This is a genomic window from Lentibacillus kimchii (genome assembly GCF_042666895.1).
Lineage (GTDB): Bacteria > Bacillota > Bacilli > Bacillales > Amphibacillaceae > Lentibacillus > Lentibacillus kimchii.
The window spans coordinates 42557-67919 of the sequence record NZ_JBHTGR010000006.1 but is presented as its reverse complement, the minus strand read 5'-3'; the positions used below and the strand labels follow the sequence as shown (position 1 = coordinate 67919).

Annotated in this window: 23 protein-coding genes; 19 read left to right on the top strand and 4 right to left on the bottom strand. The window is 44.5% G+C overall.

Going from position 1 to position 25363, the window contains the following annotated elements; genetic code table 11:
* Positions 1–9 precede the first annotated feature (9 nt).
* The 11 genes from ACFQU8_RS04515 (at position 10) to ACFQU8_RS04465 (ending at position 13300) form a co-directional block, all read left to right on the top strand.
* On the top strand, positions 10–1977 hold the full coding sequence (locus tag ACFQU8_RS04515; protein WP_382357991.1) for a DHH family phosphoesterase: 1968 nt from the start codon (positions 10–12) through the stop codon (positions 1975–1977).
* A gap of 1 nt (position 1978) precedes the next feature.
* Complete coding sequence (gene rplI, locus ACFQU8_RS04510) at positions 1979–2425, top strand: 50S ribosomal protein L9 (RefSeq protein ID WP_382357990.1); 447 nt, start codon at positions 1979–1981, stop codon at positions 2423–2425.
* A 54-nt stretch (positions 2426–2479) separates the two neighbouring features.
* Positions 2480–3853 (top strand): replicative DNA helicase, encoded by a 1374-nt coding sequence (dnaB, locus tag ACFQU8_RS04505; protein WP_382357989.1) that lies wholly within the window; start codon positions 2480–2482, stop codon positions 3851–3853.
* A gap of 247 nt (positions 3854–4100) precedes the next feature.
* A complete protein-coding gene (locus tag ACFQU8_RS04500; protein WP_382357988.1) occupies positions 4101–5405 on the top strand; it encodes an adenylosuccinate synthase in 1305 nt (434 codons plus the stop codon).
* Positions 5406–5637: 232 nt separating this feature from the next.
* Positions 5638–6342, top strand: coding sequence for a response regulator YycF (gene yycF / locus ACFQU8_RS04495; RefSeq protein ID WP_382357987.1), 705 nt, complete (start codon positions 5638–5640; stop codon positions 6340–6342).
* 9 nt (positions 6343–6351) lie between these two features.
* The gene (gene walK / locus ACFQU8_RS04490) at positions 6352–8178 is read left to right on the top strand and encodes a cell wall metabolism sensor histidine kinase WalK (RefSeq protein ID WP_382357985.1); all 1827 of its coding nucleotides are present in this window, start codon (positions 6352–6354) and stop codon (positions 8176–8178) included.
* Positions 8178–9482, top strand: a complete 1305-nt coding sequence (locus tag ACFQU8_RS04485; RefSeq protein WP_382357984.1) for a YycH family regulatory protein — start codon at positions 8178–8180, stop codon at positions 9480–9482. Before walK ends, ACFQU8_RS04485 begins: the two co-directional genes overlap by 1 nt.
* 2 nt (positions 9483–9484) lie before the next feature.
* Entirely contained in the window at positions 9485–10405 is a 921-nt protein-coding gene (locus ACFQU8_RS04480; protein WP_382357983.1) for a two-component system regulatory protein YycI, read from the top strand.
* Positions 10406–10411: 6 nt separating this feature from the next.
* Positions 10412–11197 carry an MBL fold metallo-hydrolase gene (locus tag ACFQU8_RS04475; RefSeq protein WP_382357982.1) on the top strand — a complete coding sequence of 262 codons (786 nt, stop codon included), beginning with the start codon at positions 10412–10414 and terminating at the stop codon, positions 11195–11197.
* 59 nt (positions 11198–11256) lie between these two features.
* Positions 11257–12480: a S1C family serine protease gene (locus tag ACFQU8_RS04470; RefSeq protein ID WP_382357981.1), complete on the top strand. Its 1224-nt coding sequence runs from the start codon at positions 11257–11259 to the stop codon at positions 12478–12480.
* Positions 12481–13003: 523 nt separating this feature from the next.
* Entirely contained in the window at positions 13004–13300 is a 297-nt protein-coding gene (locus tag ACFQU8_RS04465; protein WP_382357980.1) for a 4a-hydroxytetrahydrobiopterin dehydratase, read from the top strand.
* 6 nt (positions 13301–13306) lie between these two features.
* Here ACFQU8_RS04465 and ACFQU8_RS04460 read toward each other — a convergent pair whose 3' ends face one another.
* Complete coding sequence (locus ACFQU8_RS04460; protein ID WP_382357979.1) at positions 13307–13882, bottom strand: GNAT family N-acetyltransferase; 576 nt, start codon at positions 13880–13882, stop codon at positions 13307–13309.
* A gap of 192 nt (positions 13883–14074) precedes the next feature.
* On the opposite strand from ACFQU8_RS04460, the gene ACFQU8_RS04455 reads away from it, so the two are divergent.
* From ACFQU8_RS04455 to ACFQU8_RS04440, 4 genes are all read left to right on the top strand, one after another.
* Positions 14075–14626 (top strand): O-acetyl-ADP-ribose deacetylase, encoded by a 552-nt coding sequence (locus tag ACFQU8_RS04455; protein ID WP_382357978.1) that lies wholly within the window; start codon positions 14075–14077, stop codon positions 14624–14626.
* Between the two features lie 141 nt (positions 14627–14767).
* Positions 14768–15364, top strand: coding sequence for a YpjP family protein (locus ACFQU8_RS04450; protein ID WP_382357977.1), 597 nt, complete (start codon positions 14768–14770; stop codon positions 15362–15364).
* Positions 15365–15500: 136 nt separating this feature from the next.
* Positions 15501–16667, top strand: a complete 1167-nt coding sequence (locus tag ACFQU8_RS04445; protein WP_382357976.1) for a TraB/GumN family protein — start codon at positions 15501–15503, stop codon at positions 16665–16667.
* A gap of 307 nt (positions 16668–16974) precedes the next feature.
* A complete protein-coding gene (locus ACFQU8_RS04440) occupies positions 16975–17379 on the top strand; it encodes a hypothetical protein (protein ID WP_382357975.1) in 405 nt (134 codons plus the stop codon).
* Positions 17380–17622: 243 nt separating this feature from the next.
* Here ACFQU8_RS04440 and ACFQU8_RS04435 read toward each other — a convergent pair whose 3' ends face one another.
* Entirely contained in the window at positions 17623–17970 is a 348-nt protein-coding gene (locus ACFQU8_RS04435) for a hypothetical protein (protein ID WP_382357974.1), read from the bottom strand.
* Between the two features lie 226 nt (positions 17971–18196).
* A complete protein-coding gene (gene gdhA / locus ACFQU8_RS04430) occupies positions 18197–19579 on the bottom strand; it encodes an NADP-specific glutamate dehydrogenase (RefSeq protein WP_382357973.1) in 1383 nt (460 codons plus the stop codon).
* A gap of 212 nt (positions 19580–19791) precedes the next feature.
* Here gdhA and ACFQU8_RS04425 point away from each other — a divergent pair, with 212 nt between their 5' ends.
* From ACFQU8_RS04425 to ACFQU8_RS04410, 4 genes are all read left to right on the top strand, one after another.
* Positions 19792–20454 (top strand): hypothetical protein, encoded by a 663-nt coding sequence (locus ACFQU8_RS04425; protein WP_382357972.1) that lies wholly within the window; start codon positions 19792–19794, stop codon positions 20452–20454.
* Between the two features lie 177 nt (positions 20455–20631).
* Positions 20632–21111: a 23S rRNA (pseudouridine(1915)-N(3))-methyltransferase RlmH gene (rlmH, locus tag ACFQU8_RS04420; RefSeq protein ID WP_382357971.1), complete on the top strand. Its 480-nt coding sequence runs from the start codon at positions 20632–20634 to the stop codon at positions 21109–21111.
* A gap of 205 nt (positions 21112–21316) precedes the next feature.
* Complete coding sequence (gene mqo, locus ACFQU8_RS04415; RefSeq protein ID WP_382357969.1) at positions 21317–22822, top strand: malate dehydrogenase (quinone); 1506 nt, start codon at positions 21317–21319, stop codon at positions 22820–22822.
* Between the two features lie 166 nt (positions 22823–22988).
* A complete protein-coding gene (locus tag ACFQU8_RS04410; RefSeq protein ID WP_382357968.1) occupies positions 22989–24341 on the top strand; it encodes a sodium-dependent transporter in 1353 nt (450 codons plus the stop codon).
* Positions 24342–24355: 14 nt separating this feature from the next.
* Here the strand turns inward: ACFQU8_RS04410 and ACFQU8_RS04405 are convergent, their stop codons facing one another.
* Positions 24356–25198: a MurR/RpiR family transcriptional regulator gene (locus tag ACFQU8_RS04405; RefSeq protein WP_382357967.1), complete on the bottom strand. Its 843-nt coding sequence runs from the start codon at positions 25196–25198 to the stop codon at positions 24356–24358.
* Between the last annotated feature and the right edge of the window lie 165 nt (positions 25199–25363).

Genomic DNA, 25363 nt, shown 5'->3' with positions numbered 1-25363 from the left:
GCTGATTATATGCAGGATGTTCAAAAAAGATCAGGATTAAGCAGACATTTATGGGCGACTTATATTGTTTCAGTTATACTTCTTGGCTTTATCTGGTACTTTCAATGGGTGTTTGGGCTGGTACTGACATGCGTGCTGGCGGCCGTTCTTTATTACAGTATCCAAACAGAATATAGACGGCAGAAGGAAACAGCACAATATATTGCAACACTCTCACACCGTGTTAAGCGTGTTGGAGAGGAAGCTCTGCTGGAAATGCCGCTTGGGATTCTTCTGTATAATGAGAGTAATCATATAGAATGGGCCAATCCATATATGAATCAATTCATGGACAATGATACGCTGGTGGGCCATTCTTTAAATGCACTGGCAGATGATCTGGCCTCTAAAATTCAGGAAAATACGAATGAACTGTGGCTTGAGATCGATGGGTATCATTTTCAAGTTATCATCCGAAAAGATGAACGGCTTTTATACTTTTTTGACAGAACAGTCCAATCGAAGCTTGAGAGCCGTTACTATGACGAGCAAACGGTGATCGGGATTATCTTTCTTGATAACTATGAAGAAATAACTCAGAGTATGGATGACACACTTAAGAGCCAGTTAAATTCCAAAGTGACGGGCATTCTGAATAGCTGGTCCAACGATTATGGGATTTACCTGAAGCGCATATCACAGGACCGATTTTTAGGTGTTTTCTCTAAGGAAACACTGGAGCAGCTGGAGAAGGTTAAATTTTCTATTCTTGATGAGGTTCGGGAGCTTAATGCCGAACAAAATTTGACAATCACCTTAAGTATTGGCATTGGTGATGGTGACAACCAATTACCTGATTTGGGTGAATCGGCGCAGTCGAGTCTTGATTTGGCGCTGGGTCGTGGTGGTGACCAGGTTGTTATTAAAGACGATGCTGGCAAGGTGCGTTTTTATGGCGGGCGCACCAATCCAATGGAAAAACGGACACGCGTCAGAGCGCGAGTGATTTCACATGCTTTGCGTGATTTGGTGCAGGGCAGTGATAATGTGATTATCATGGGCCACAAGGCACCTGACATGGATGCATTTGGTGCAGCTATTGGAATTTTAAATATTGCCAAGGCCAGCAACGTGGAAGGCTATGTTGTATTTGATCCGGATGATGTTGATACTGGTGTTCATCGGCTGGTTGATAAATTAAAAGAGGATGAGGATTTGTGGTCTCATTTTGTTGACCCGGATGAGTCAGAGGCACTAATTACGAGTCGAAGCCTGGTGGTTGTCGTTGATACGCATAAGCCGTCAATGGTCGCACATGAAGATCTGCTGGATATGGCAGACTATAAAGTGGTCATTGACCATCACCGGCGGGCTGAGGAGTTTGTAGAGGATCCAACACTTGTTTATATGGAACCCTATGCTTCTTCAACTGCGGAACTTGTGACAGAATTACTGGAATACCAGCCTGAAAAATTAAAACTGAAAATGCTCGAGGCAACAGCATTGCTGGCGGGTATTATCGTTGATACAAAAAGTTTCACACTGAGAACCGGCTCCCGGACTTTCGATGCAGCGTCCTATCTGCGATCTAAAGGTGCTGATACAGTTCTCGTGCAGCGGTTGATGAAAGAGGATCTGGATGTTTATATTCAGCGGAGCAGATTAATTGAACGGTCGGAAATCTATTATGATACGATTGCCATTGCAAAAGGCGAACCCGGTGCAGCCTATGGCAGCGTTCTTATTGCCCAGACGGCTGATACACTCTTAACGATGAGCGGTATTAATGCGTCTTTCGTTATTACTGAACGGAGTGACGGACGAATCGGTGTCAGTGCCCGTTCACTTGGAGATGTTAACGTTCAAGTGGTTATGGAACAAATGAATGGGGGTGGTCATCTGACAAATGCTGCCACTCAGCTTGCAGATACAACCATAGATGAGACCGATGCACTGCTGAAAGATATACTGGAAAATTACTTTACAGGAGGGGAATAAAATGAAGGTTATATTCAAACAAGACATTAAAGGCAAAGGCAAAAAAGGCGAAGTAAAAGATGTTTCAGACGGGTATGCGCGGAATTATCTGCTAAAAAATAATCTGGCTGATGAGGCAACAGCTGGCAACCTGAAGGCCTTAGATGCGAAAAAGAAAAAAGAGCAGCAGCGTGCGGACGAGGAGAAAAAAGAAGCGGAGCTCTTGAAACAGGAACTGGCCAATCTGTCCATTGAGGTTAAGGCTAAAGCAGGTGAAGGCGGTCACCTATTTGGTTCAATTACCTCCAAACACATCGCTGACACGCTGAACAATGTCTATGGCTACAAAATTGATAAACGCAAGATTGATCTCGACAGTCCAATTCGCAGCCTTGGCTACACGGATGTGCCAGTCAAACTGCATAAAGAGGTAGTCGGGACCATAAAAGTTCACGTTGTAGAGCAGTAATCACCACTTATAGACGCGGAGCAGCGTTCAGTCTTTCCACAAGGAGGTAAGACGATGAGTGAACTTTTCGATGACCGGACACCACCGCACAACATTGAAGCGGAACAGGCTGTGCTCGGTGCTATCTTTCTGGAACCTTCTGCTCTGTCTTCAGCAGCTGAACGTTTGTTACCTGAGGACTTTTACCGGGCTGCACATCAGCGGATTTTTGAAACGATGCTGAATCTGATGGATAAAGGTGAGCCAATTGATGTTGTCACTGTTACGAGCTCGTTAACGAATGCCAGTAAGCTGGACGAGGTTGGCGGAGTGGCCTATTTATCAGACTTAGCTGGCAGTGTGCCGACAGCTGCCAACATCGTGTATTACAGTCAGATTGTTGAGGAAAAAGCTATCCTGCGCCGTTTGATCAGGACGGCAACGGATATTGTATCATCGGGTTTTTCCAGTGACAGCAATGTGGAAGATGTCTTAAATGAAGCAGAAAAGAATATCCTTGAAGTCTCCGGTCGCAAAAATACGGAATCATTTAAAGTGATTAAAGATGTCTTAATCGATGTTTATGATAATATTGAACAGCTCCATCATCATGATGGGGATGTAACGGGCGTCCCTACCGGCTATCGGGATTTAGACCAGATTACATCGGGTTTCCAGCGCAATGATTTAATCATTATTGCCGCCCGTCCATCTGTCGGTAAGACGGCCTTTGCTTTAAATGTAGCGCAAAATGTAGCGATTAACACTGAGGAAAATGTGGCCATTTTCAGTCTGGAAATGGGTGCTGATCAGCTTGTTTCCCGGATGCTTTGTGCCGAGGGCAATATTGATGCGCAGCGTTTGCGGACAGGCAGGCTTGAGGCAGACGACTGGAGTAAACTGACGATGGCTATGGGAAGTCTCTCCAATGCTGGTATTTATATTGATGATTCGCCGGGGATCCATGTCGGTGAAATTCGTTCAAAATGTCGTCGTCTGAAGCAGGAAAATGGACTGGGTATGATTGTCATTGATTATCTGCAGCTGATTCAGGGAAGTGGCAATTCCCGGGAGAACAGACAGCAGGAAGTTTCCGAAATCTCGCGTTCCTTAAAGGCACTTGCCCGGGAACTGAATGTGCCGCTGATTGCTCTGTCACAGCTTTCCCGCGGAGTAGAATCACGGCAGGATAAGCGGCCTATGATGTCGGATTTGCGTGAATCAGGCAGTATTGAACAAGACGCCGATATTGTGGGGTTCTTATACCGTGATGATTATTATGACGAAGAATCAGAGAAGCAGAATATTATTGAAATCATTATTTCCAAACAGCGAAATGGTCCTGTTGGCAATGTTGAACTGGCTTTTGTTAAAGAATACAGTAAGTTTGTTGACCTTGACCATCGCTATGCGGAAAATGATGTGCCGCCGGAACCGGCTCAGACCTGAGCAAAAAACAGCTTCACGTGTTGAAGCTGTTTTTTTATTAGAGTCCTGAGACAAGCAGGCAAGTCTCACTGTTTTCCACCCGCTTCTGTCAGTCAGTCTATATTTTTGGAGCTTTATACCATTATCGAACATTATAATTATTAAGTAATAAATTGTTCGTTTATTACTTTGACAGTCTGATAACTTGATGATAAACTAACGCTGTTCATGACGAAAAGACAAATGAAAACATACGGAGGTGCACGTTATGTCCTCAGTCGTTGTAGTTGGAACCCAGTGGGGAGATGAAGGAAAAGGAAAAATAACGGACTTTCTATCACAGAATGCCGATGTTGTGGTCCGTTACCAGGGAGGCAATAATGCCGGGCATACGATTCAATTTGCGAATACAACCTACAAATTGCATCTGATTCCATCGGGGATTTTCTATGCCGATAAAACATGTTTGCTCGGAAATGGGATGGTAATTGATCCCAAGGCGTTAATGGATGAAATAGCCTATCTGCAAGAGCACGGTGTAGCAACAGATAATTTGCGAATCAGCAACCGTGCTCATATTATTCTGCCTTACCACCTGACACTGGATGCCCTGCAGGAAGAGGCAAAAGGCGTGCATCAAATTGGTACAACAAAAAAAGGCATTGGCCCTGCTTATGTGGATAAAGTTTCCAGAAGCGGGATACGGGTGGCAGATTTACTGGATAAAGAGACATTCCGTATGAAGCTGGAACAAAATCTGCAGGAAAAGAATCGCTGGCTGGAAAAGCTTTATGGTGTGGAACCTTTCCAGATGGCTGATATTTTTGAGGCATATTATGACTATGGCCAGCAGCTGGCGCCGTATGTGTGTGACACGTCCGTTTTATTGAATGACGCCCTTGATGATGATCAGCGTGTTTTGTTTGAAGGTGCGCAGGGTGCGATGCTGGATATTGATCAAGGGACTTATCCATATGTCACGTCCTCCAGTCCGATTGCCGGGGGAGTTACCATTGGCAGTGGCGTGGGTCCATCGAAAGTCAATCACGTTGTTGGTGTCTCCAAGGCTTATACAACGCGTGTCGGTGATGGGCCGTTTCCAACGGAGCTGCATGGTGAGACCGGCCGACAGATTCGTGAGATCGGGCATGAATACGGGGCAACGACAGGGCGGCCGCGCCGCGTAGGCTGGTTTGACAGTGTGGTTGTCCGGCATGCACAGCGCGTCAGTGGCATTACTGATTTATCACTTAATTCCCTCGATGTTTTGACCGGCCTTGATACTGTGAAAATCTGTGTCGCTTATACTTATCAGGGTGAAACCATTTATGAATTTCCGGCTAATTTAAATAAACTGGCTGAATGCGAGCCTGTATACGAGGAAATGCCGGGCTGGCATGACGATATCACAGGAATGACGGATATAGACGATTTACCGGAAAATGCCCGGCATTATCTGGAGCGGATTTCGCAGTTGACGGGTATTCCTTTGGTCACGTTTTCTGTTGGTCCGGATCGCCAGCAAACCAATGTTGTCCACGATATATCCGGCGGATTTCTGCAAGCCCCTTAGAATGATAATAGAAACATTATAGCGAAGAAAAGACTGACTCAATCCCTTGTTAGAGTCAGTCTTTTGTTATGGACGGCAAGTGAGCCATAGTCGCTCATCACTTTTTTTATTTAACAAAAGACATTTACGCATAAATAAGGTAAAATGGATAAGAGACGCATGTATTGAAGGCAGCTGATTTCAGCATTTGTTTCGGACTGCCTGAACAACCGTGATAAAGGAAGGGATGGCTATGGCGCATAAAGTACTGGTCGTCGATGACGAGCAACCAATCGCGGATATTCTGCAATTCAATCTGGAAAAAGAGGGTTATGAGGTCGTTGTTGCTTATGACGGCGATGAAGCGATCGAGCGTGCAGATGAAGAGAAACCGGATTTAATATTGCTGGATATCATGCTCCCAGGCAAAGATGGGAATGAAGTATGCCGGGAAATTCGCAAAACACAGGCAATGCCCATTATCATGCTGACTGCCAAAGATGCGGAAATCGATAAAGTTCTGGGTCTGGAACTTGGTGCGGATGACTATGTGACCAAGCCTTTCAGCAACCGGGAAGTTATTGCCCGGGTTAAGGCTAACCTGCGCCGGCAGCAGCAGCTCCCGGATGATGCTGTCCAGCCAACGAAAAATATTCAGATTGGCCGCCTTGTCATCAACCCGGATGCTTATGCTGTGACACGGGACAATGAACAGGTGGATTTGACACACCGGGAATTTGAATTGCTGCACTATCTGGCCCGTCACATTGGGCAAGTGATGACACGTGAACATTTGCTGGAGACCGTATGGGGCTATGATTATTTTGGCGACGTCAGAACCGTAGATGTGACTGTCAGACGTTTACGCGAAAAAATCGAGGATAATCCAAGCAACCCAACCTGGATTGTGACACGCAGAGGAGTCGGTTATTATTTGCGTAACCCCGAGCAGGAATAGGGTGTGTTCATGCATAAGGTTAGCCTGTTTCGTTCTATACAACTGAAATTTATCGTTATTTTTATATTATTGCTGCTGGTCACGATTCAAATTATCGGTGCCTATTTTGTCCGCGGTCTGGAAACTGAGCTCCGGGAGAACTTTGAAGAGTCTATCGAAGCAACTGTGGGCATTATGGAAGTAAATCTGAAACAGGCTTTCAGTAAGGACCGGTCGGATGATAATCCTGATACCCCATCATTAGAAGATGAAGTACAGGATATTGTGCAGGTTAATAATACGAGGGATGTCAAAATTCAGGTTATGAATATGCAAAGCCGGATTATTGCCTCAAATGATACAACAGGCGGCAGCAATATCGGTAAAAAGACGACTAAGGATTTCATTACGAATGTTCTGCGTAACGGAAATGAGAACAAGAGTAATGTTTACGACGAGGAAAACAATCGTATTTACCGGCGCGCTGTCCCGATTTACGATGACGAACATACACAGACCGGAGCACTTTACGTTGAGGCATCCCTGGAAGGTGTCTACAGTCAGCTGAATGATATCAACAGTGTTTTCCTGAAAGGTTCAGCCTTAGCAATTACGATATCAGCCTTTTTGGGAATTCTGGTGGCCAGAGCTATTACAAGGCCGATTCAGGAAATGCGCGGGCAGGCACAGAAAATGGCCCGGGAAGATTTCTCGCAAAAAGTTAATGTCTATGGTAAAGATGAGATCGGTCAGCTAGCGGAATCGTTTAACGATCTGAACGCTAAATTAAAACATTCCAGAGCTTTAACGGAAGAAGAAAGGCGCAAGTTAAGCCTGGTTTTATCCAATATGTCAGACGGGGTCATTGCAACGGACCGCAATGGGTATATTACACTTCTGAACGATGCCGCTGGGATGCTCATTCATCAGGAGACAGAAGAGGCAGAGGGCAAGTTCCTGCTTGATGTTCTGCAATTGGAGGATCGTTCTGTGGATATATCTGAGCTTCCGGACAGCGGTTCGATGATCATTGATTTTAGTGATGAGAACACTATTTTTGAAATCCGGGCAAAGTTTTCCACGATTACGGATGAGGATCAGGATGTGAGCGGGTTTATTACAGTGCTGAGTGATGTTACAGAGCAGCAGGAAATCGAGCGGGAGCGCCGTGAATTTGTTTCAAATGTTTCGCACGAACTGCGTACACCGCTGACAACTATGCGCAGCTATATTGAAGCACTGACGGAAGGAGCCTGGGAAGATAAAACAATCGCACCGAAATTTCTGCAGGTCACTCAAAATGAAACTGACAGAATGATTCGGATGGTGAATGATCTTCTGCAGCTTTCCCGCATGGATAATAGAAGTGAGTCGCTGCATCAGGAACAGGTTGACTTTATCAACTTCTTCCATGGCGTTATTGACCGGTTTGAAATGAACGTATCAGAACATATAACGCTGGAGCGTGATCTGCCGGAAGGGTCTCTCGATGTCTGGCTTGATCAGGATAAAATGGTGCAGGTACTGGATAACGTTATTTCCAACGCGGTCAAGTATTCTCCTGAGGGTGGTGTCATCCATTTTGATGCAGCAGTACAAAATGGACAGCTTCTCGCATCGGTCACTGATGAGGGAACAGGCATACCATATGATAAAGTTGATAAGATATTTGACCGTTTTTACCGTGCGGATAAGGCAAGATCCCGGAAGCTGGGCGGTACAGGTCTGGGGCTGGCGATTACAAGAGAAATCGTTGAGGCTCATCAGGGCAGCATTTGGGCAAAAAGCAAAGAAGGTAAAGGGACAACTATCCTCTTTACACTTCCGCTGGAGAACCAGAAGCGGAGGGGTGACTAATGCATCTGGAAACAGTAAAATCATTTGCACTGACGGTTCTGATTGGAACTAGTTTATTGCTTTCTTTTACCCTGTGGACCTACAAGCCTGATAATGAGACTTCTACAGAGGATGTTGTTCAAGAAAGTACGGATCTTGGCGGAGATGAGGAAAGCATAAAAGAACTTGCCAAACCGGAGTCGGTTATCTTCCGGAATAACAATCACTATTATGGCTTTTCTAATCCGTCAGATCGTGCATCGCTCTATAAGGATATGCAGTCCTGGGTCTTGTATAATTTCCGAACGGTTGAAAGCAATGGGCCGCCATCTGCAAAAAAACAGGTTGAATTTGACTTTCCAGGCGCTATACCCATGTCTATGGCAGGTGATATGTTTACATTTAATGAAAAAAGGAATTTTCCCAATTGGCAGTTTGACCGTTTAATCATTACATTTAATCGGGATAAAAGTTCACTGAATATCACCTTTATGTCGAAAAATGGACGACGGCAGGCATCGGCTGTTGTTAACAATTCCAAAAAACACGACCGCTTATGGGACCGACTGGAGACGTATGACGGACTGGAGAAATTTAAACGGGTGGATAAGGCAAACGAACCATTCTATATACCAGCCAAAAGTACGAAGCTAGCTGTTGAATACAGAGCAGTCAGGACGATTGACTCTATTAATATGGTCGATATAATGTTTGTAGAACCCGATAATGTCAACCGTAACCGGATCAGTAAGAATGAAATCTACTTCACAGATAGTGCCCGCGGCATTATGCGTGTTTATCCGAATAGACGGACGATGGAATACCAGAATCCGCTGCAGTCCTCCTTTAAGCAAATGCAACCGGATAAGCTGCTTTCCCGCAGCATATCACAGATTAATGATCATTTAGGGTGGACTGACAATTACCGATTAACATCAATTGATATTGCGGCTGGCAACACCGTCCGCTATCAATTAGCTTATGACAATTATCCTGTGTTTGGCCATAATTATTCAACGATGATTGAGCAGCAGTACCGTGAGGGTGAACTGCATAAATATAACCGTCCATTATTCAGTTTGGCGAATTATTTAAGTGAAGATGAGACAAAAACACTTCGCTCCGGCGATAAGGTGATCAATATGATTGAGAACAGTTCAACATATGACCTGGCTGATATAGACAATATTAAAATCGGTTATCAATTGATTTATCGAAGTGATTATGATGCTGTTACCCTGGAGCCGAACTGGTTTATAAACAGAAATGACAACTGGCGGGAAATTGATTTTAATGCTATTGAAAAAGAACATAGGGGGGGATGAGGATGCAATGGAAGCAAATTAAAACGCTATTTATCCTCTGTTTCCTCATTCTGGATGTTTATTTAGCAGTGCTGATTATCAATAAACAGGATGAAACTGAAGTTGCCTCGATGGATACGGCTGAGAAGTCATTTGAACAGCAACTGGATTCAGAAGATATCGCAATCAATGCAGATTTACCCGATAAAAGCTTTGAGGAATCCAACGTTGAATTAAAGCAAAAAAGCTTTACTGAGCATGAACTGGCATTTTTTGATGACATAGATAATCAGCAGACAAAACTTATTGATAACAAACTGATTCTGTCACGGTTTGATGAACCGGTCTCAATACCTGATGGTGCTGGCAGTGACAAGCTGACTAAATTGATGAAAGACAGGGTTCCTTTTTTTGATGATTATACGTTCGGCGGCTGGAATGAGGATATGAATGTTCTGATGTTTTTCCAGACAAAGAATGATGTTCCTATTTATTACAATCAAAATGGCATCCTGCTTGTCTATTTAGATGATGATAATGACATGCTGTTTTATACTCAGACCATGCTTGTTAAGCAGAATTCACCTACGAAAGATGAACCGCTTATCAAGCCAATAGGTGCTATTAAGAAGCTGTTTAACAGTAACAGGCTGGAATATGGTGATAAGATTAGCGATGTCAGCATGGGCTTCTATACACGCTTTCCTTTGGAGGGTGAACAAGTTTTTTCCCCGACATGGACGGTGACCATCAATAATCAAAACAAGTTGTATGTGAATGCAATTGAGAATAAGATCTACCCCAGTGATGAAGTGACGTTTTTGACGGGTGCGGTAACGAGCACCCTTGAGAAATTACAGACGCTTGAAAAGGATAATGAATTAAAAGCTTACATGACGGCACATTTAAAGAATAAATTAGCAATGATTCAGGATTCGGAGTGACGGTTAATGAGTTTGTGTTTTAGTGTATTGGCGTCTGGAAGTACCGGAAATGCTTTTTATATTGCAACGGATCAGGAAAGATTACTTGTCGATGCCGGACTGAGCGGGAAACAGCTGGACAGGCTGTTTCGCGAGGTCGATGTCGACCCTGCGAGCCTGGATGGCATTCTCGTTACGCATGAGCACAGTGATCACATCAAGGGCCTGGGGATTATAGCCCGTAAATATCAGCTGCCCATCTATGCCAATGACAAAACGTGGCGGGCTATGGAAGATTCTATTGGCTCGATAGCACTTGATCAGAAATTCCATTTTGGCATGGAGGAAGTTAAAAGCTTTGGTGATATCGAAGTGGAGTCGTTTGGTGTTTCACACGATGCAGCAGAACCGATGTTTTTTACATTCCGGAATGAGGGCAAAAAAGTCGCACTTGTGACGGATCTCGGTTATGTTTCCGAACGGATAAAACGGACTGTAGAAGATGCTGATGCTTATATATTTGAGGCGAATCATGATGTTGGCATGCTGCGGATGGGCCGTTATCCCTGGAATGTGAAGCGGCGCATTTTAAGTGATTCGGGACATGTTTCGAATGAAGATTCTGGGCTGGCACTGTCAGATTTAATCACGAACCGGACCAATCGTATCTATCTGGCTCACTTAAGCCAGGACAATAATATGAAGGATCTGGCGCGTATGTCGGTCGATAATATTCTGCAGGAACGCGGTATTAATCTTGATATTTGTGATACCGATCCTAAAATGCCCACAAAATTATATCATGTAGGATAATTCTGGCCTCTTTTGTGCAATACTATAACGGAAGTATTGCGAATAAAGGGGAAAGGTAAATGGCCTATTTTGATAATGATCATCAGACAGATCATTCGAAAAAATATCGCTGGTTCTGGCCCGCTCTTATCGGTGTTGTTGCTGGTGTTCTGATTGCCTTCCTGGCATTGGGAGGTCTCCGGGGCAGTGGTATGCTTCCGGAAGCGTGGACAGGCGGAAATGAAGCGATAGATAATGACGGCAGTAATCCAATTAAGACGCCTGAGTCAGGTGGTTACCTCTCAGTGGATGTGTCGTCGCAAATAACTGACGTGGTCAATGCAACCAGTCCGGCGGTTGTCGGCGTGCTTAATATTCAGCGTCAGGGTAATTATTGGGATCAGCATGACAAGCAAAAGAAAGGAAAAAAAACGGCCTCGGGATCCGGCGTCATTTATAAAAAAACAAATGGAAAAGCCTATGTGATTACGAACCATCACGTTATTAAAGATGCGGATGCCGTTGAGATTGTCCTTTCAGATAATACCCGTGTTCAAGGGGATATTATCGGCAGTGATTTATTTTCTGATCTAGCTGTTTTACAAATGAACAGCAAGCAGGTTAAGCAGACAATTAACATGGGAACATCAAAAAATGTAAACGTTGGAGAGCCTGCCATAGCGATTGGCAACCCGCTTGGTATGTTTCTTGGGTCGGTGACTCAGGGCGTCATTAGTGGTACTCAGCGGACAATTCCCCAGGATTTTAACCAGGACGGACGTGCGGACTGGCAGGTTGAAGTTATTCAGACAGATGCCGCTATTAACCCCGGAAATAGTGGAGGAGCTCTGATTAATGCGGATGGCCAGTTAATTGGCATTAATTCCATGAAAATTAATCAGAAGTCTGTTGAAGGAATTGGCTTTGCCATACCAATTGATACAGCAAGGCCAATTATCGAAGAACTGGAACAGACAGGTGATGTGAAACGGCCTTATATGGGTGTGGAAATCTACTCGCTTGATGAAGTTCCCCAGTCGGAATGGGATAAGACATTAAACCTTCCAAACAGTATTGAAGGCGGTGTTTATGTCTGGTCCGTTGATTCGGGTACGCCGGCCGATCAGGCAGGGATTAAACGGCTTGATGTCATAACAACCCTTGACGGCGAGAAAGTGAAGGGCATGATTGGTCTGCGCAAGATTTTGTACCAGCAGAAAGAAATTGGCGACCAAATAGCGGTGACCTATTACCGTGATGGCAAGAAGCAAGAGGCTTCATTTGAACTGGTGGAACAACGCTAGGATGACCAATGTGGCCGGGCGGTTCAGGACGATAAGCTATCCTCTTAGTGGGATGGCTTATTTTTTATCCACAGACTGTGCACAAAATGTAGATAAGTCCATATCTCGTACGGAACATAAATTCCACAACAAAATAACCGGGAACGTTTGTGCACATGTTTATAACTTTGTGGACAAATTTTGTTTTGGTTTCTGGTTCTAAAATACAGAAACCAGTGCATAACACAAACGGATAACTTCAGATAAATTCGCGTCATAATAGGGGATGAATCAGGATAACACTTTCCCTGGACAAGTATGACTTAAAATACTGGAAAGGTTTATTTAAACAGCTTCAGTTTTATAGGCGTAACCCTTCAGCAAGCCATCCACAGGTAATGAAACCGGTTTTTTAAATTAACAATTTAGTTATCCCCAAAAACTTGTTGATAGTCTGTGGATAATACTTAACACTGTTTAGCTGTTTTATTTTTGTTAGACTGTGGATAGTGAGTTAAATAATAATCGAATGGAGGCGAATGTAATGGAACGTCTGAGTGAGGAGCAGATTGAAAAAGAACTGGAACAGCTGCCTGATTGGAAACGTATTGATGACAAGTGGATTGGCCGCCGCTACCGTTTTAATGATTATTTGAGCGGGGTCCGCTTTGTTGATCAAGTGGCAGAATACGCGGAAAGCCGTAACCATCATCCTTTTATTTCGATTGATTATAAGATTGTTACGCTGCGAATCTCGTCGTGGCAAATGAAGGGTTTAACAGATCTGGACTTTGAAATGGTTAACCATTTTGAAGAACTATATCAGCAAACAACGAACTAAAATAACTCAGTGTTTCCAGTCCGGCTTCAGCGAATTCCTGGCACTTGGCCACTCTTCTGTAAGCATGCTGTAGATCACATGATCAACGTAATGATCATAGAGCCATTCAGTCTGACGCAGCCGGCCTTCTTTGACGAAGCCGAGTCGCTCCGGAATCGCCCGGCTTTTTTGATTTTCGGAGGCGGCACGTATTTCAATCCGGTTAAGTGCCAGTGACTTGAATCCATAATCAATCAGGCTGCTGGCAGCACGTGTCATAATGCCTTTTCCCTCATAGCGGCTGCCAAGCCAGTAACCTATCGTGCCGCTGTTATTGAGCCAGTTAAATAGATTGAATCCAACAATACCGGCAAGCTGACCGTGATACATTATTCCGGTTGTCAGTCCACTGCGGTCGATAAACTGCTTTGAAGCTAATTCAATAAATGCCCTGGAGTCGTTAATGGTTTTCGTTTGATCGACCCATGACAGCCATGTCCTGAGGGTTTCTCTTGATTCATCAGTAAGTTGGAATAAAGGTGCAGCGTCATTTATATCCAGTTGTTTTAAGGTGATATCCTGATTAACGGTCAGTATAAACATTAGCATCGCACCTCCCATGTTAACGTTATACTGATTTTATCAGATTTGGGAAATTTATCAAACATTGATTTGCAGCCGGGGTAACATCACTGGAGCCCGGAAACGCGCTGCTGCTACTGTCTACCGTATTTGGCTAAATAAGAAAAATGGGCTGTCATGAACGCTATGATTAACACAGGAAGGGTGAGGATGATGAAAATTGACATAAATGGAAACATACTAGAGCTTGTCGTTGGTGATATCACAACCCTGCAGACGGATGTGATCGTGAATGCGGCTAATGGCTCATTGCTGGGTGGTGGCGGTGTTGATGGTGCCATTCATCGTGCAGCCGGCAAAGAATTGCTGGAAGAATGTAAACAGATCCGGGAAAAACAGCTGGATGGGAATTATTTGCCTGCAGGCGAGGCAGTTATCACCAGTGGCCAGAATCTGCCGGCCAGCTATGTTGTTCATACAGTCGGACCGGTTTGGAATGAGCATGATGACGGCCAGGATGACGTGTTATCAAATTGTTATCAGAATGCTTTGGAATTGGCTGTGACACATGATGCGTCAAGTATTGCCTTTCCGTCAATTTCCACAGGTGTTTACCACTATCCGGTAAAATTAGCTGCTGAAACAGCTTTGCAAACGATGATAGCCTTTTTGCAGAATCATCAATTCGGTCAAGTCGTGATGGTGCTGTTTTCGGAACAGGACTATGCTGCATATGAGAAAGTATTGCATGATCTGGTTGGCTGACTGCAGACTTCTCAGGGATTTGGTAAAGTGTCCGTCGCTGGCGTGTTAAAAAATCGTAACATAGAAATCATTCGAAAAAGGCGTGCACATTTATCTGATAAATGGTAACATTAGTTTAGCAGAATAAAAAGGAGAAACACTATGAAACTTTGGATGCGAAAAATTTCTGTGGCTCTGATTGCTTTTATAACGTTAGGTTTATATGTTCCGGGGTCGCCGGCTGATGTTCAGGCTGATCCGGGAAAAGAAACCGCGGATTCACATAAAACGTCTTCAGAAAGAGCTGACCATGATGAACAACCGGCACTCACCGCAACTATGCCGGTTAATACACCGGAGGATCCTGTCCAGGATTTGCATGACAAAGCAAGAGAACAGGCACTCCTGAAAATGGGGCCGCGGATCGTAACCAAAGTGGAGGATGATTTTGAGGCCGATATTCTGCCGAAAATGGAAGAAGCGCTCGATACCATTTTTGACGGGACAGAGGCAAGGACCGTTGAGCATTACCATCTGACAAAGCAGCCGTCCAGTGGCTTTGGTGAACGGATTTTCGATATTTATGACGACCGATCAAAAGAGGCTGTTGCCCGATTTGACGTCAGGCGTGAAAATCGGCCGATGGAGGGCTACTGGTTTAACTTTCATTACCACGTGAAAAGTGATGGCTTTACAGAGCACCATGCCATTGGCGAAATTTACTGGGATAAAAATAAACCGCCGAAGTGGATGGCCTGATAAGGATTGCCTGGTCTTGCACCGGGCTTTTTGTTTGTTTGATGAAAGCATTCGTCGTTGTCTTAGTTGGCATACATCCGGGTACGCAGTATAATAGGACACATGGTTGAACACGGTTAGGACAGGAGCTTATTATATGGCTGAAGATAATATAACGCGAGTTCATCTCAATAATAAAGAATACATACTGATTGGAACGGCCCACGTTTCGAAAGACAGTGCTGAGCAGGTTAAAGAAGTGGTTGAAGCCGAACAGCCGGATGCCATTTGTATTGAATTGGACCAGCAGCGGTATAAATCCATCACAGAAGGCGATAAATGGCGGGACATGGATATCTTCCAGGTGATTAAAGAAAAGCGAGCATCCCTGCTGTTGGTGAATCTGGCTATCTCCTCGTTTCAGAAACGCATAGCCAGCCAATTTGGCATTAATGCTGGGCAGGAGATGATTCAGGGGATTAACTCTGCAGATGAGACCGGTGCTGAGCTGGTATTGGCCGACCGTGATATTCAAATCACGTTTTCCCGTATTTGGGCGAATCTCGGTTTTAAAGGGAAAGCGATGCTTTTAATGCAAGTGTTTGCCAGTATTTTCAGCCGTGAGACGATTTCTGAAGAGGATCTGGAAGAGCTTAAATCGAAGGACATGCTGGATAGTATGCTTGAGGAGTTCACTAAGCAGTTTCCTCGGCTGAAAAAACCATTAATCGATGAGCGTGATCAATACCTCGCTGAGAAAATTAAACAGGCACCGGGTGAAAAGATAGTCGCTGTCCTGGGTGCTGCGCATGTCCCAGGGATTACCGGTGAAATCGAAAAGGAACATAGCCTGGAACAGCTGAGACAGCGGCCGCCGAAGTCGAAAGTGCCTAAAATAATTGGCTGGGCAATCCCGATTCTGATCATCGCTATGATTGCCTATACATTTATTGCTAATCCGTCAACTGGCTGGCAGCAGACTGTCAGCTGGATTTTGTGGAATGGCAGTCTGTCTGCTGTTGGGACAGCTATCGCCTTTGGGCACCCGCTGACCATTCTATCAGCATTTCTGGCAGCGCCGCTGTCGTCACTGAATCCTCTGGTAGCGGCAGGCTGGTTCGCTGGCATTGTGCAGGCTCTTGTCCGCAAGCCGCATGTTCGCGATTTTGAACAATTGGCTGATGACGTCTACAGTCTGAAAGGTTTTTGGCACAATCAGGTGACGCGTATTCTCTTGATTGTCGTTTTGGCGAATGTCGGCAGTTCTATCGGAACCTTTATTGGCGGAGCGGATGTTATTCGACTGTTTCTGGAAAGTCTTTGATAAAGGCTGCGGCATAAGTGTTTTTATTAAATATAAATCCGAACAGTCAGGAGAAATTATCAGTTTGCTGGGGCGATTGGTGCTGGAATTCAATCGCTCCAGCATTTTTTAGTTAATTTAATAAATGTTATCTCCGTCACATAGTCGGGACAGTCACTGCATAGATTGTATCAGGCAGCAGATGTAACGTGCTGTACTATAAAGTGTGTGTCCCATCACGTGGCGGCATTTATGAAAGGGTTTACACATATTAGTTTTATGGTACAATGATAATATACTGAATATTTTGTTAAAAGGAGGAAGTAATATGGGTGCGAAATGGATTAAGATTTCTGTTATTTATTTTATTTTAGGTATTGCCATTGGTATGTTTATGTCCTCGACACTTCAGCTGCAGTGGTCGGCTGCGCATGCTCATGTAAATTTGGCCGGCTGGGCTTCTACTGGTATTATCGGGCTTGTCTACACGGCCTACCCTAAGGCAGGCAACAGCATTCTGGGCAAGTGGCACTTTTGGCTGTATAATCTAGGCTTGCCAATATTGCTGTTAAGTATGTTCATGGTGCAAATCGAGGGCTTGCTGTCATTTTCTCACATATTTACGTTCACAGGTGGTACAGCAGTTGCTATCGGTGTTGTGCTCTTCATTATCAATGTGTTCAAACATGTTCATGAATCGAATGCTTATAATCAGCACAAGGATGCTGTATAAGTTAAGGACAAAAGTGCGAACCACTTGCGTGACCGTGATTAAACCGCTCCGGAAATAGACGTCGCTTTCCGCGGGCGGCTGGTGAGCCTCCTCACGCTGGCGCGCTGCGGGGTCTCACCTACCCTTTTCTCCCGCAGGAGTCTCCGTCTTTTCCTCCGCTGAACCGATTCATTGTTCGAAGTTCGAGTTATTTGCTTTTGTTGTCCTAGCCCCTTTTGTGTGGAACCTGCCTGGCGTGGGGACTCACTCTTTCGTAATCTTGTACATACCTCGGGACGTGCTCAGCATAAATTGATTACCGTCAAATTCATATAGTGTATCGTCTCCGAGCGGGATTTCGTAGACGGACGATGGGAGCGGCTGATCGTGGTGTGCATCAGTTTCAATTGTGCCTGTCCCATTTAGAAACAGCGTATGCATGGGTTCATACTCATCAATGCGGTGTGTGTTGATCTCAAATGATAATGCTTGCAGCTGCATCGATGTCTCATCCAAGTCTTCAAGCTCATGTTTGACAATTCGAATGGTCTCACCATTCCATTGCTGTAATAAGTCATTAAATGTTTCCACTGTTAAAAAGCGCCCATACATGGTCATCCCTCCTAGTTATAGAATGACCATTACGCGGTTATGGATACTGAAGCGCGTCTGACAATTTTTACAATGTTCAGGTGTCTGAATCAATGTCATAAGTACTGATTTTTGTGATTTCCGTACTGAAAGATGACCGAACCATTGCTTGTTTTAGTTACTTGCAATAGTTGTTTGGGAAAGGCTATAAAAAACTGCCTCATGTCTGAGACAGTCGTTATAAAATTTAAATGATACCTTGGCCCATCATAGCATCAGCCACTCTGATAAAGCCGGCAATATTAGCTCCGGCGACGAGATTGCCTGGTTTATCGTGGTCTTCAGCTGCTTGCATACAGTTTTGATAAATGGTCTTCATAATAGCGTGCAGCTGGGTATCGACTTGTTCAAATGACCACATCAGTTTGCTGCTGTTCTGGGCCATTTCCAATGCGGAAACGGCTACACCGCCGGCATTAGCTGCCTTTGCCGGTGCAAACAGTACATGTCGGTCAAGAAACGTGTTAATCGCCTCGTTGGTGGTCGGCATATTAGCACCTTCACCGATGGCCTTTACCCCATTAGCAAGCAACGATTCAGCAGCTTCTGCATCAATTTCATTTTGGGTTGCACACGGCAGGGCAATATCACTCGGTATCGACCAGAGCTGGGTGTAATCCTCGATATATTCAGCGTGCGGATGTTTATCAATATAGGCACTGATCCGCTCATTGCCGGATTCCTTCAGTTCTTTGACAGCATCCAGATCAATCCCGCTTTCGTCATAGATAAAGCCATTTGAATCACTGCATGCTACCACGAGAGCCCCGAATTCGGCTGCACGCTCCATCGCATGAATCGAGACGTTGCCGGAACCGGATACGATGACTGTACTGCCGTTAAAATCCAAATCGTTTGCCTGCAGCATCTCCTGGACAAAGTACACGAGGCCATAGCCTGTCGCTTCTTTACGTGCGAGGCTGCCGCCATATTCAAGGCCTTTACCGGTCAGCACGCCAGCTTCAAACGCACCGCGCATTTTTTTATACTGACCAAACAAATAGCCGATTTCCTTCGCATTAACGCCGGCATCACCAGCTGGGACATCGACGTCCGGGCCAATGTGTTCGTACAATTCAGTCATGAAATTTTGACAGAACCGCATGATTTCCATGTCTGATTTGCCTTTGGGGTCAAAGTCTGCACCCCCTTTTCCGCCTCCGATCATCTGACCGGTCAGAGAACTTTTAAAGGTTTGTTCAAACCCCAGAAATTTAATGATGCTGGTGTTAACAGACGGATGGAAGCGCAGACCGCCTTTATACGGGCCAAGTGCACTATTAAATTGCACACGGTAGCCGCGATTAACCTGGACATTTCCGTGATCATCCATCCAGGGAACACGGAAGGAAATGACTTTTTCCGGTTCCACTAGACGTTCCAGAATACCGTGTTTCATGTATTGCGGCTGACGGGCGAATACCGGGATGAGGGAATCAAAGATTTCTTTAACGGCTTGCAGAAATTCAGTTTGATGAGGATTTCGTTGTTCAGTGGCATTATAGACGCTTTGCACATAGTGTTCTGCTGTTCGCGTTTTAGACTGAAATGCAGCTTCTATGGTACTCATATGTCATCTCCTTTTTTCTTAACCTTGTGACATATCATCAGTCACGTTATCCAAGTAGTACTCCTATTTTACACAAAAATAAAAAATAACACAAGAATGCTGAAAATTTTAAAATAAATCAGTTGGTCAAGGCAGGGTTTCGAGAGGCACGTGTCTCATGTGAAGTGCTGATGACATAGGCTATTACTATTACGGCTAAAGGGTGTGATTAAATGGGACTATTTATTAATCATGATGACCATCCTGGTGTTTTTAAAAATGACAGCAGTATCGCCGAACCCAATCAGAGATATTACCATCAGGATACCTTTTCGGACATGGTCAGTGAACAAAAGGCCATTAATGAAACACTGTCCAACGCGTTTTATGAACTCAAAACACTTAAGCACAAGGAGCAGCAGGAAAACCTCAAAAAATGGGAGACTATTGTCAATAAGCTGCAGCATATTTTAGAGCAGGATGATACTCTGAGAAAGGATGCTGCCGAGCGGGTGGAGACATTAAGTGCTGAGAACGAGGCTATCGTTAAGCGGCTTACAGCTTATGAAGCTTCAAATCAGGCTGTCATCCTGCAGGTTAATAAACTTTCTGAAGCTAATGAACGCATGCTTCAGGCATTGGCTGAACGTGAGCGCGTGCAGGATGATATGCGCAGCCGGCTGGATAATCAGGAAGCACTCATGGAAAAAGTGCACCGGCAACTCAGTGAATTTCGCGCTATTCTGTATGAGCGGAGCGGCTATCTCGCGGAAAAAATTGAGGATAGTTATCATTTGACTTACCTTTATGTTTATAAACTGTTTAACGGCACTGATCTGCCGCTGACGTGGTATGTGGAACAGCGAAAGACTGGCAGCGACAGCCAGGAGGATTAATTAAGCTATGGCGATACTGTAAGAAGTATCGTCATTTTTTTCGTTAGGCTTACTGTTCAATTTGCCTGGATTCTGGCATCATAATAAGAGAAGCCATTGCAATCGCCTGGATCTTGTTTAATGATTGTTTTTTTGGTAAACATAAAAAACGCACAGTACATAAAGGATGGTTCCATGATGAAGCTGTCGGTTATCTCTGTTGGAAAACTGAAAGAAAAATACCTTAAACAGGGTATCGAGGAATACTTGAAACGGCTTAGTTCGTATGCGGACGTCCAAATGGTGGAAGTAACCGATGAAAAAGCACCAGAAACGCTGAGCGAAGCAGACATAAACGATGTTAAACGAAAAGAAGGCGAGCGGATTCTGTCGCATATCAGCCGTGATGCGTATGTCATCACACTGGAAATCGGCGGCAAGCTACTCACCTCGGAACAATTTGCAGCCAAACTGGATGAACTGGCTACCTACGGCAAGAGTAAAATGGTCTTTGTGATAGGCGGTTCACTCGGTATCAGTCAGGACGTCCAGACGCGCAGTGATCTGGCTATGTCGTTTTCCAGGCTGACGTTTCCTCATCAGATGATGCGGCTTATTCTTCTGGAGCAGATTTACCGGGCATTTCGTATTATGAGAAATGAGCCTTATCATAAATAATTCCTAATAAGGCTGCTAAAATTTTCTTATACCTGATTTTGGGGCTTCAGATAAATGAGTATTTCAATCTGATGACAAAAGTGGTAAACTTCATTATAGGGATTAACTTAATTCGGAAAAAGCAGGATAAATAGCTTCGGACGTGTTAAATGCATGAGAAGGAGCGTTTAGCCTTTCTCAAATTTAGGGATAAGGGACGATTAAAATGAGTAATAGACAAACTTCACATGACGTTATTCTCATTGGTGCTGGCATCATGAGTGCTACACTGGGTTCAATTATAAAACAATTGGCGCCGGACTGGAATATCACGATCTTTGAAAAGCTTGATAAACCGGGAGAGGAAAGCACCAACGTCTGGAATAACTCTGGAACGGGGCATTCCGCGCTGTGTGAGCTTAATTACACACCTGAGCAGCCGGATGGCTCGATTGATATCAGTAAAGCACTCAGCGTTAATGAGAAGTTTCAGGTCTCAAGGCAGTTTTGGTCCTATCTTGTTAATCAGCAGTTCATTGAGAACCCGCGGGACTTCATTAGAACATTGCCGCACATGAGTTTAGTTAACGGGGAGGACGATGTCAATTTCCTGAAAAAACGCCATGAGGCATTAACGGATAATCCTTTATTTGAAGGAATGGAATTTTCTGATGATCCGGAAACGCTGAAAGAATGGCTTCCGCTTATGATGGAAGACCGGACGGTTACTGAGCCCATCGCAGCAACGAAAGTCGATTCGGGAACAGATATTGACTTTGGCGTATTAACCGGGAAATTACTCACTCATTTAAACCGGCAAAATGTGAACATCCGTTACAATCATACAGTAGATGATATCCAGAGGGCTGACGATGGCTCCTGGGAAGTGAAGGTACGAAACTTTGAAGATGATACGCTCGAGTATCATACGGCCAGTTTCGTCTTTATCGGCGGTGGCGGCTTGGCTCTTCCGCTGTTGCAAAAAACGGGTATTCCTGAAAGCAAACACGTCGGTGGATTTCCGGTCAGTGGTCAATTCCTAGTATGTCAGGATCCTGAGGTCGTCAAGGACCACGAGGCTAAAGTATACACGAAAGCCGGGCCCGATGCACCCCCAATGTCAACGCCGCACTTGGATGCACGCTACATTGATGGTCAGAAAACGTTATTGTTCGGCCCGTTTGCTGGTTTTTCACCGAAATTCCTCAAAACAGGCTCATATATGGACTTACTGAATTCTGTGAAGCCAGGCAACGTTTTCACGATGCTGGCAGGCGGTGCTAAAAATGCTCCGTTGACGAAGTATCTGATCCAGCAGGTTTTGCTGACCAAGAAACAGCGTATCGAGGCATTGCGTGAGTTTGTACCAGATGCTGATGGAAACGACTGGAATCTGATAACAGCTGGTCAGCGTGTTCAGGTGATAAAAGATACGAAGGAAGACGGCAAAGGCACCCTGCAGTTTGGGACGGAATTAGTTCATTCGGCAGATGGCTCTATTGCCGCACTTCTTGGTGCGTCACCAGGAGCCTCAACGGCGGTCTCTATTATGCTCGACATGATTGAAGCATGCTTCCCGGAATATTTGGACGAATGGGAACCAAAAATCAGAGAAATGATTCCTTCCTATGGCATGTCTCTGGAAGACGATCCAGAGCTTGTCCGCGACATCCGAAGACAAACATCGGAAGCACTGAATCTTACCGAAGCAAGTAAGGCTGGCACAGAGTAATTAAAGGTTTATTTTAAAAGGGAGCGTCGTTTTTAGACGCTCCCCTTTTTCGTTGGCGGGGTGAGCCAGCGAAAGTGCATCTTTTTTATTTGTTCTTTTAATTTCTCAACTCATTCAATATAATAGGATATATTAAGTTCCCGTGATAAAATGAGGAGATATATGTATGAAACAGCAGACCGAGCAGTGGACCTCGAAAATTGGCTTTATTTTAGCAACGGCCGGATCAGCTATTGGCCTGGGTGCCATATGGAAATTTCCCTACATGACAGGCGTGTCCGGCGGGGGTGCCTTCTTTTTTATCTTTATTATGTTCACTTTGTTAATCGGTATGCCCATACTTCTGGCGGAATTTGTCATTGGCCGCGGATCACAGAAGGATGCTATTCGGGCCTATACGACGTTTGCCCCTCGTTCACGCTGGCGTTATGTTGGCGTTTTGGGCATGATCACATGTTTTATTCTGTTGTCCTTTTACAGTGTTGTCGGCGGATGGATCCTCCTTTACCTGTTCCAGACTGTAACGGGGCAGTTATCCGGACTCACAGCTGGTGAGTATGGGCCGGCTTTTGATAATCTGACAGCTCAGTCCTTTGCTGTTATGGTCGCGCAGCTGATATTTATGATCATCACGATCATGGTTGTAGCCAAGGGGATTAAACAAGGGATAGAGCGCGCCAGTAAGATTATGATGCCTGCTTTGTTTGTGGCGTTCCTTATTCTGATTGTGCGTTCCCTGACACTGGATAATGTTAGTGAAGGCCTATCCTTTTTTCTGAAGCCTGACTTTTCCCAATTGAGTTCGGAAACCATTTTGTTTGCCCTGGGGCAGTCCTTTTTTTCGATTAGTGTTGGGGTCTCCGTTATGGTCACCTATAGCTCGTATTTGTCGAAAAAGGAGGATCTGAGCAAATCGGCGTTCACCATTGTTATGATGAATATCTTTATTTCGCTTTTAGCGGGGCTGGCCATTTTCCCGGCTGTCTTTTCGTTTGATTTTGAGCCGGAAGCAGGTCCTGGGCTTCTGTTTGTCGTGCTGCCGGCTGTTTTCAATGAAATGCCATTTGGTTCCGCTTTTCTGTTTCTATTTCTCCTATTATTCTTGTTTGCGACGTTCACTTCGGCATTCTCCATGGTCGAGATTATTGTGGCAGCTATCACAAAAGGCGATCATGCTAAACGCAAAAAAACGACATGGATTGTCGGTCTGTGCATCTTTTTGGCTGGAATCCCAGCTGCCCTGTCTCACGGGGTGCTGAGTGACTTCACACTTTTTGGCAAGACCATGTTTGATTTGTCCGATTATCTTGTCTCCAATATTCTGATGCCGCTGGGTGCCTTCTCCATCGCTGTCTTTACGGCTTTTAAAGTGCCCAGGAACGTACTGACAGAGGAAATTAAGACAGGATCCGGATTCGGCAGCAGGCTGTTCGCTTCCTGGTATTTAGTCATCAAATATGTTGTCCCGGTTGCTATTATTATAGTGTTCTTAGATGTTATCGGTGTGCTGCGGTTTTAAAGAGATAATGCTTATTAATATAGTTTATCTGATATGGTTGCGGCGACTTGTTCTTTGTTTCTTTTTGCCTGCTCATAGGATTGTCTGGTGATGCCGGTGCATAACAGATCAATCACAAACAGCTGTGAGATTTTTGAGACGAGTGACCCGCTGTCCAGCGGGTTTTCCTTAGCCGATGTGGGTAAAGCGATATCAGCATATCGCGTTAAAGGCGACTCAGCGTAATTTGTTATGGCGATAATAGTGGCACCATTGTCTTTTCCTGTACTGACAGCATCAATAATATCTTTTGTACTACCGGTAAGGCTGATGGCGATGATAACCGTTTGATCATCAACTGAGTTGGACCGGATAACCTGGTTATGGGAATCTGTAATCGTTTCGATATTCATCCCGATCCGCATGAGTCTGTTTTGCATGTCGAGGCCCGCAATTCCAGAAGAAGACACGCCATAAACGACGACATCACGGGCATGCATTATTTGCTTGATCGCTTGCTGCAACTGTTCATCATCAGCCAGTTCGTACGTATCTTCAACAGCTTGAATCATATTGTTCTTCACTTTATCAATATAGGTGCCCCCATTGCCGTTTTTTTCATGATTAGAGAGTTCCCTTGCCAGGGACAGCTTGAATTCCTGGTAGCCTTTATAACCCAGCTTGCGGCAAAACCGCAGAACAGTTGCCTCTCCAACCTGACAGGCATTAGCCATTTCAGTAAGTGATTGATAGACAATGTTTTCGGCATTTTCGGTAATGTAGTTATACAGTTTATACTCTGATTTGGTAAATTGATTTTTATGCTGCTCCATCAGCATGGTAACGTCCACATAATGGTGATTGATTTGTTGGGCCATAATCATCCCTTCCTTAGTAATGAATCCCTTTCTGTATTTTAACGCACATGCATGTTTTGTCCAGTTAATGGAGTTATTCTCCATTTTGAAAGAATAATTGACAATTAGTTTTCATATTGATATGATACACCTAATTCATAAATAATGAAAGCGTATTCCTAAAAA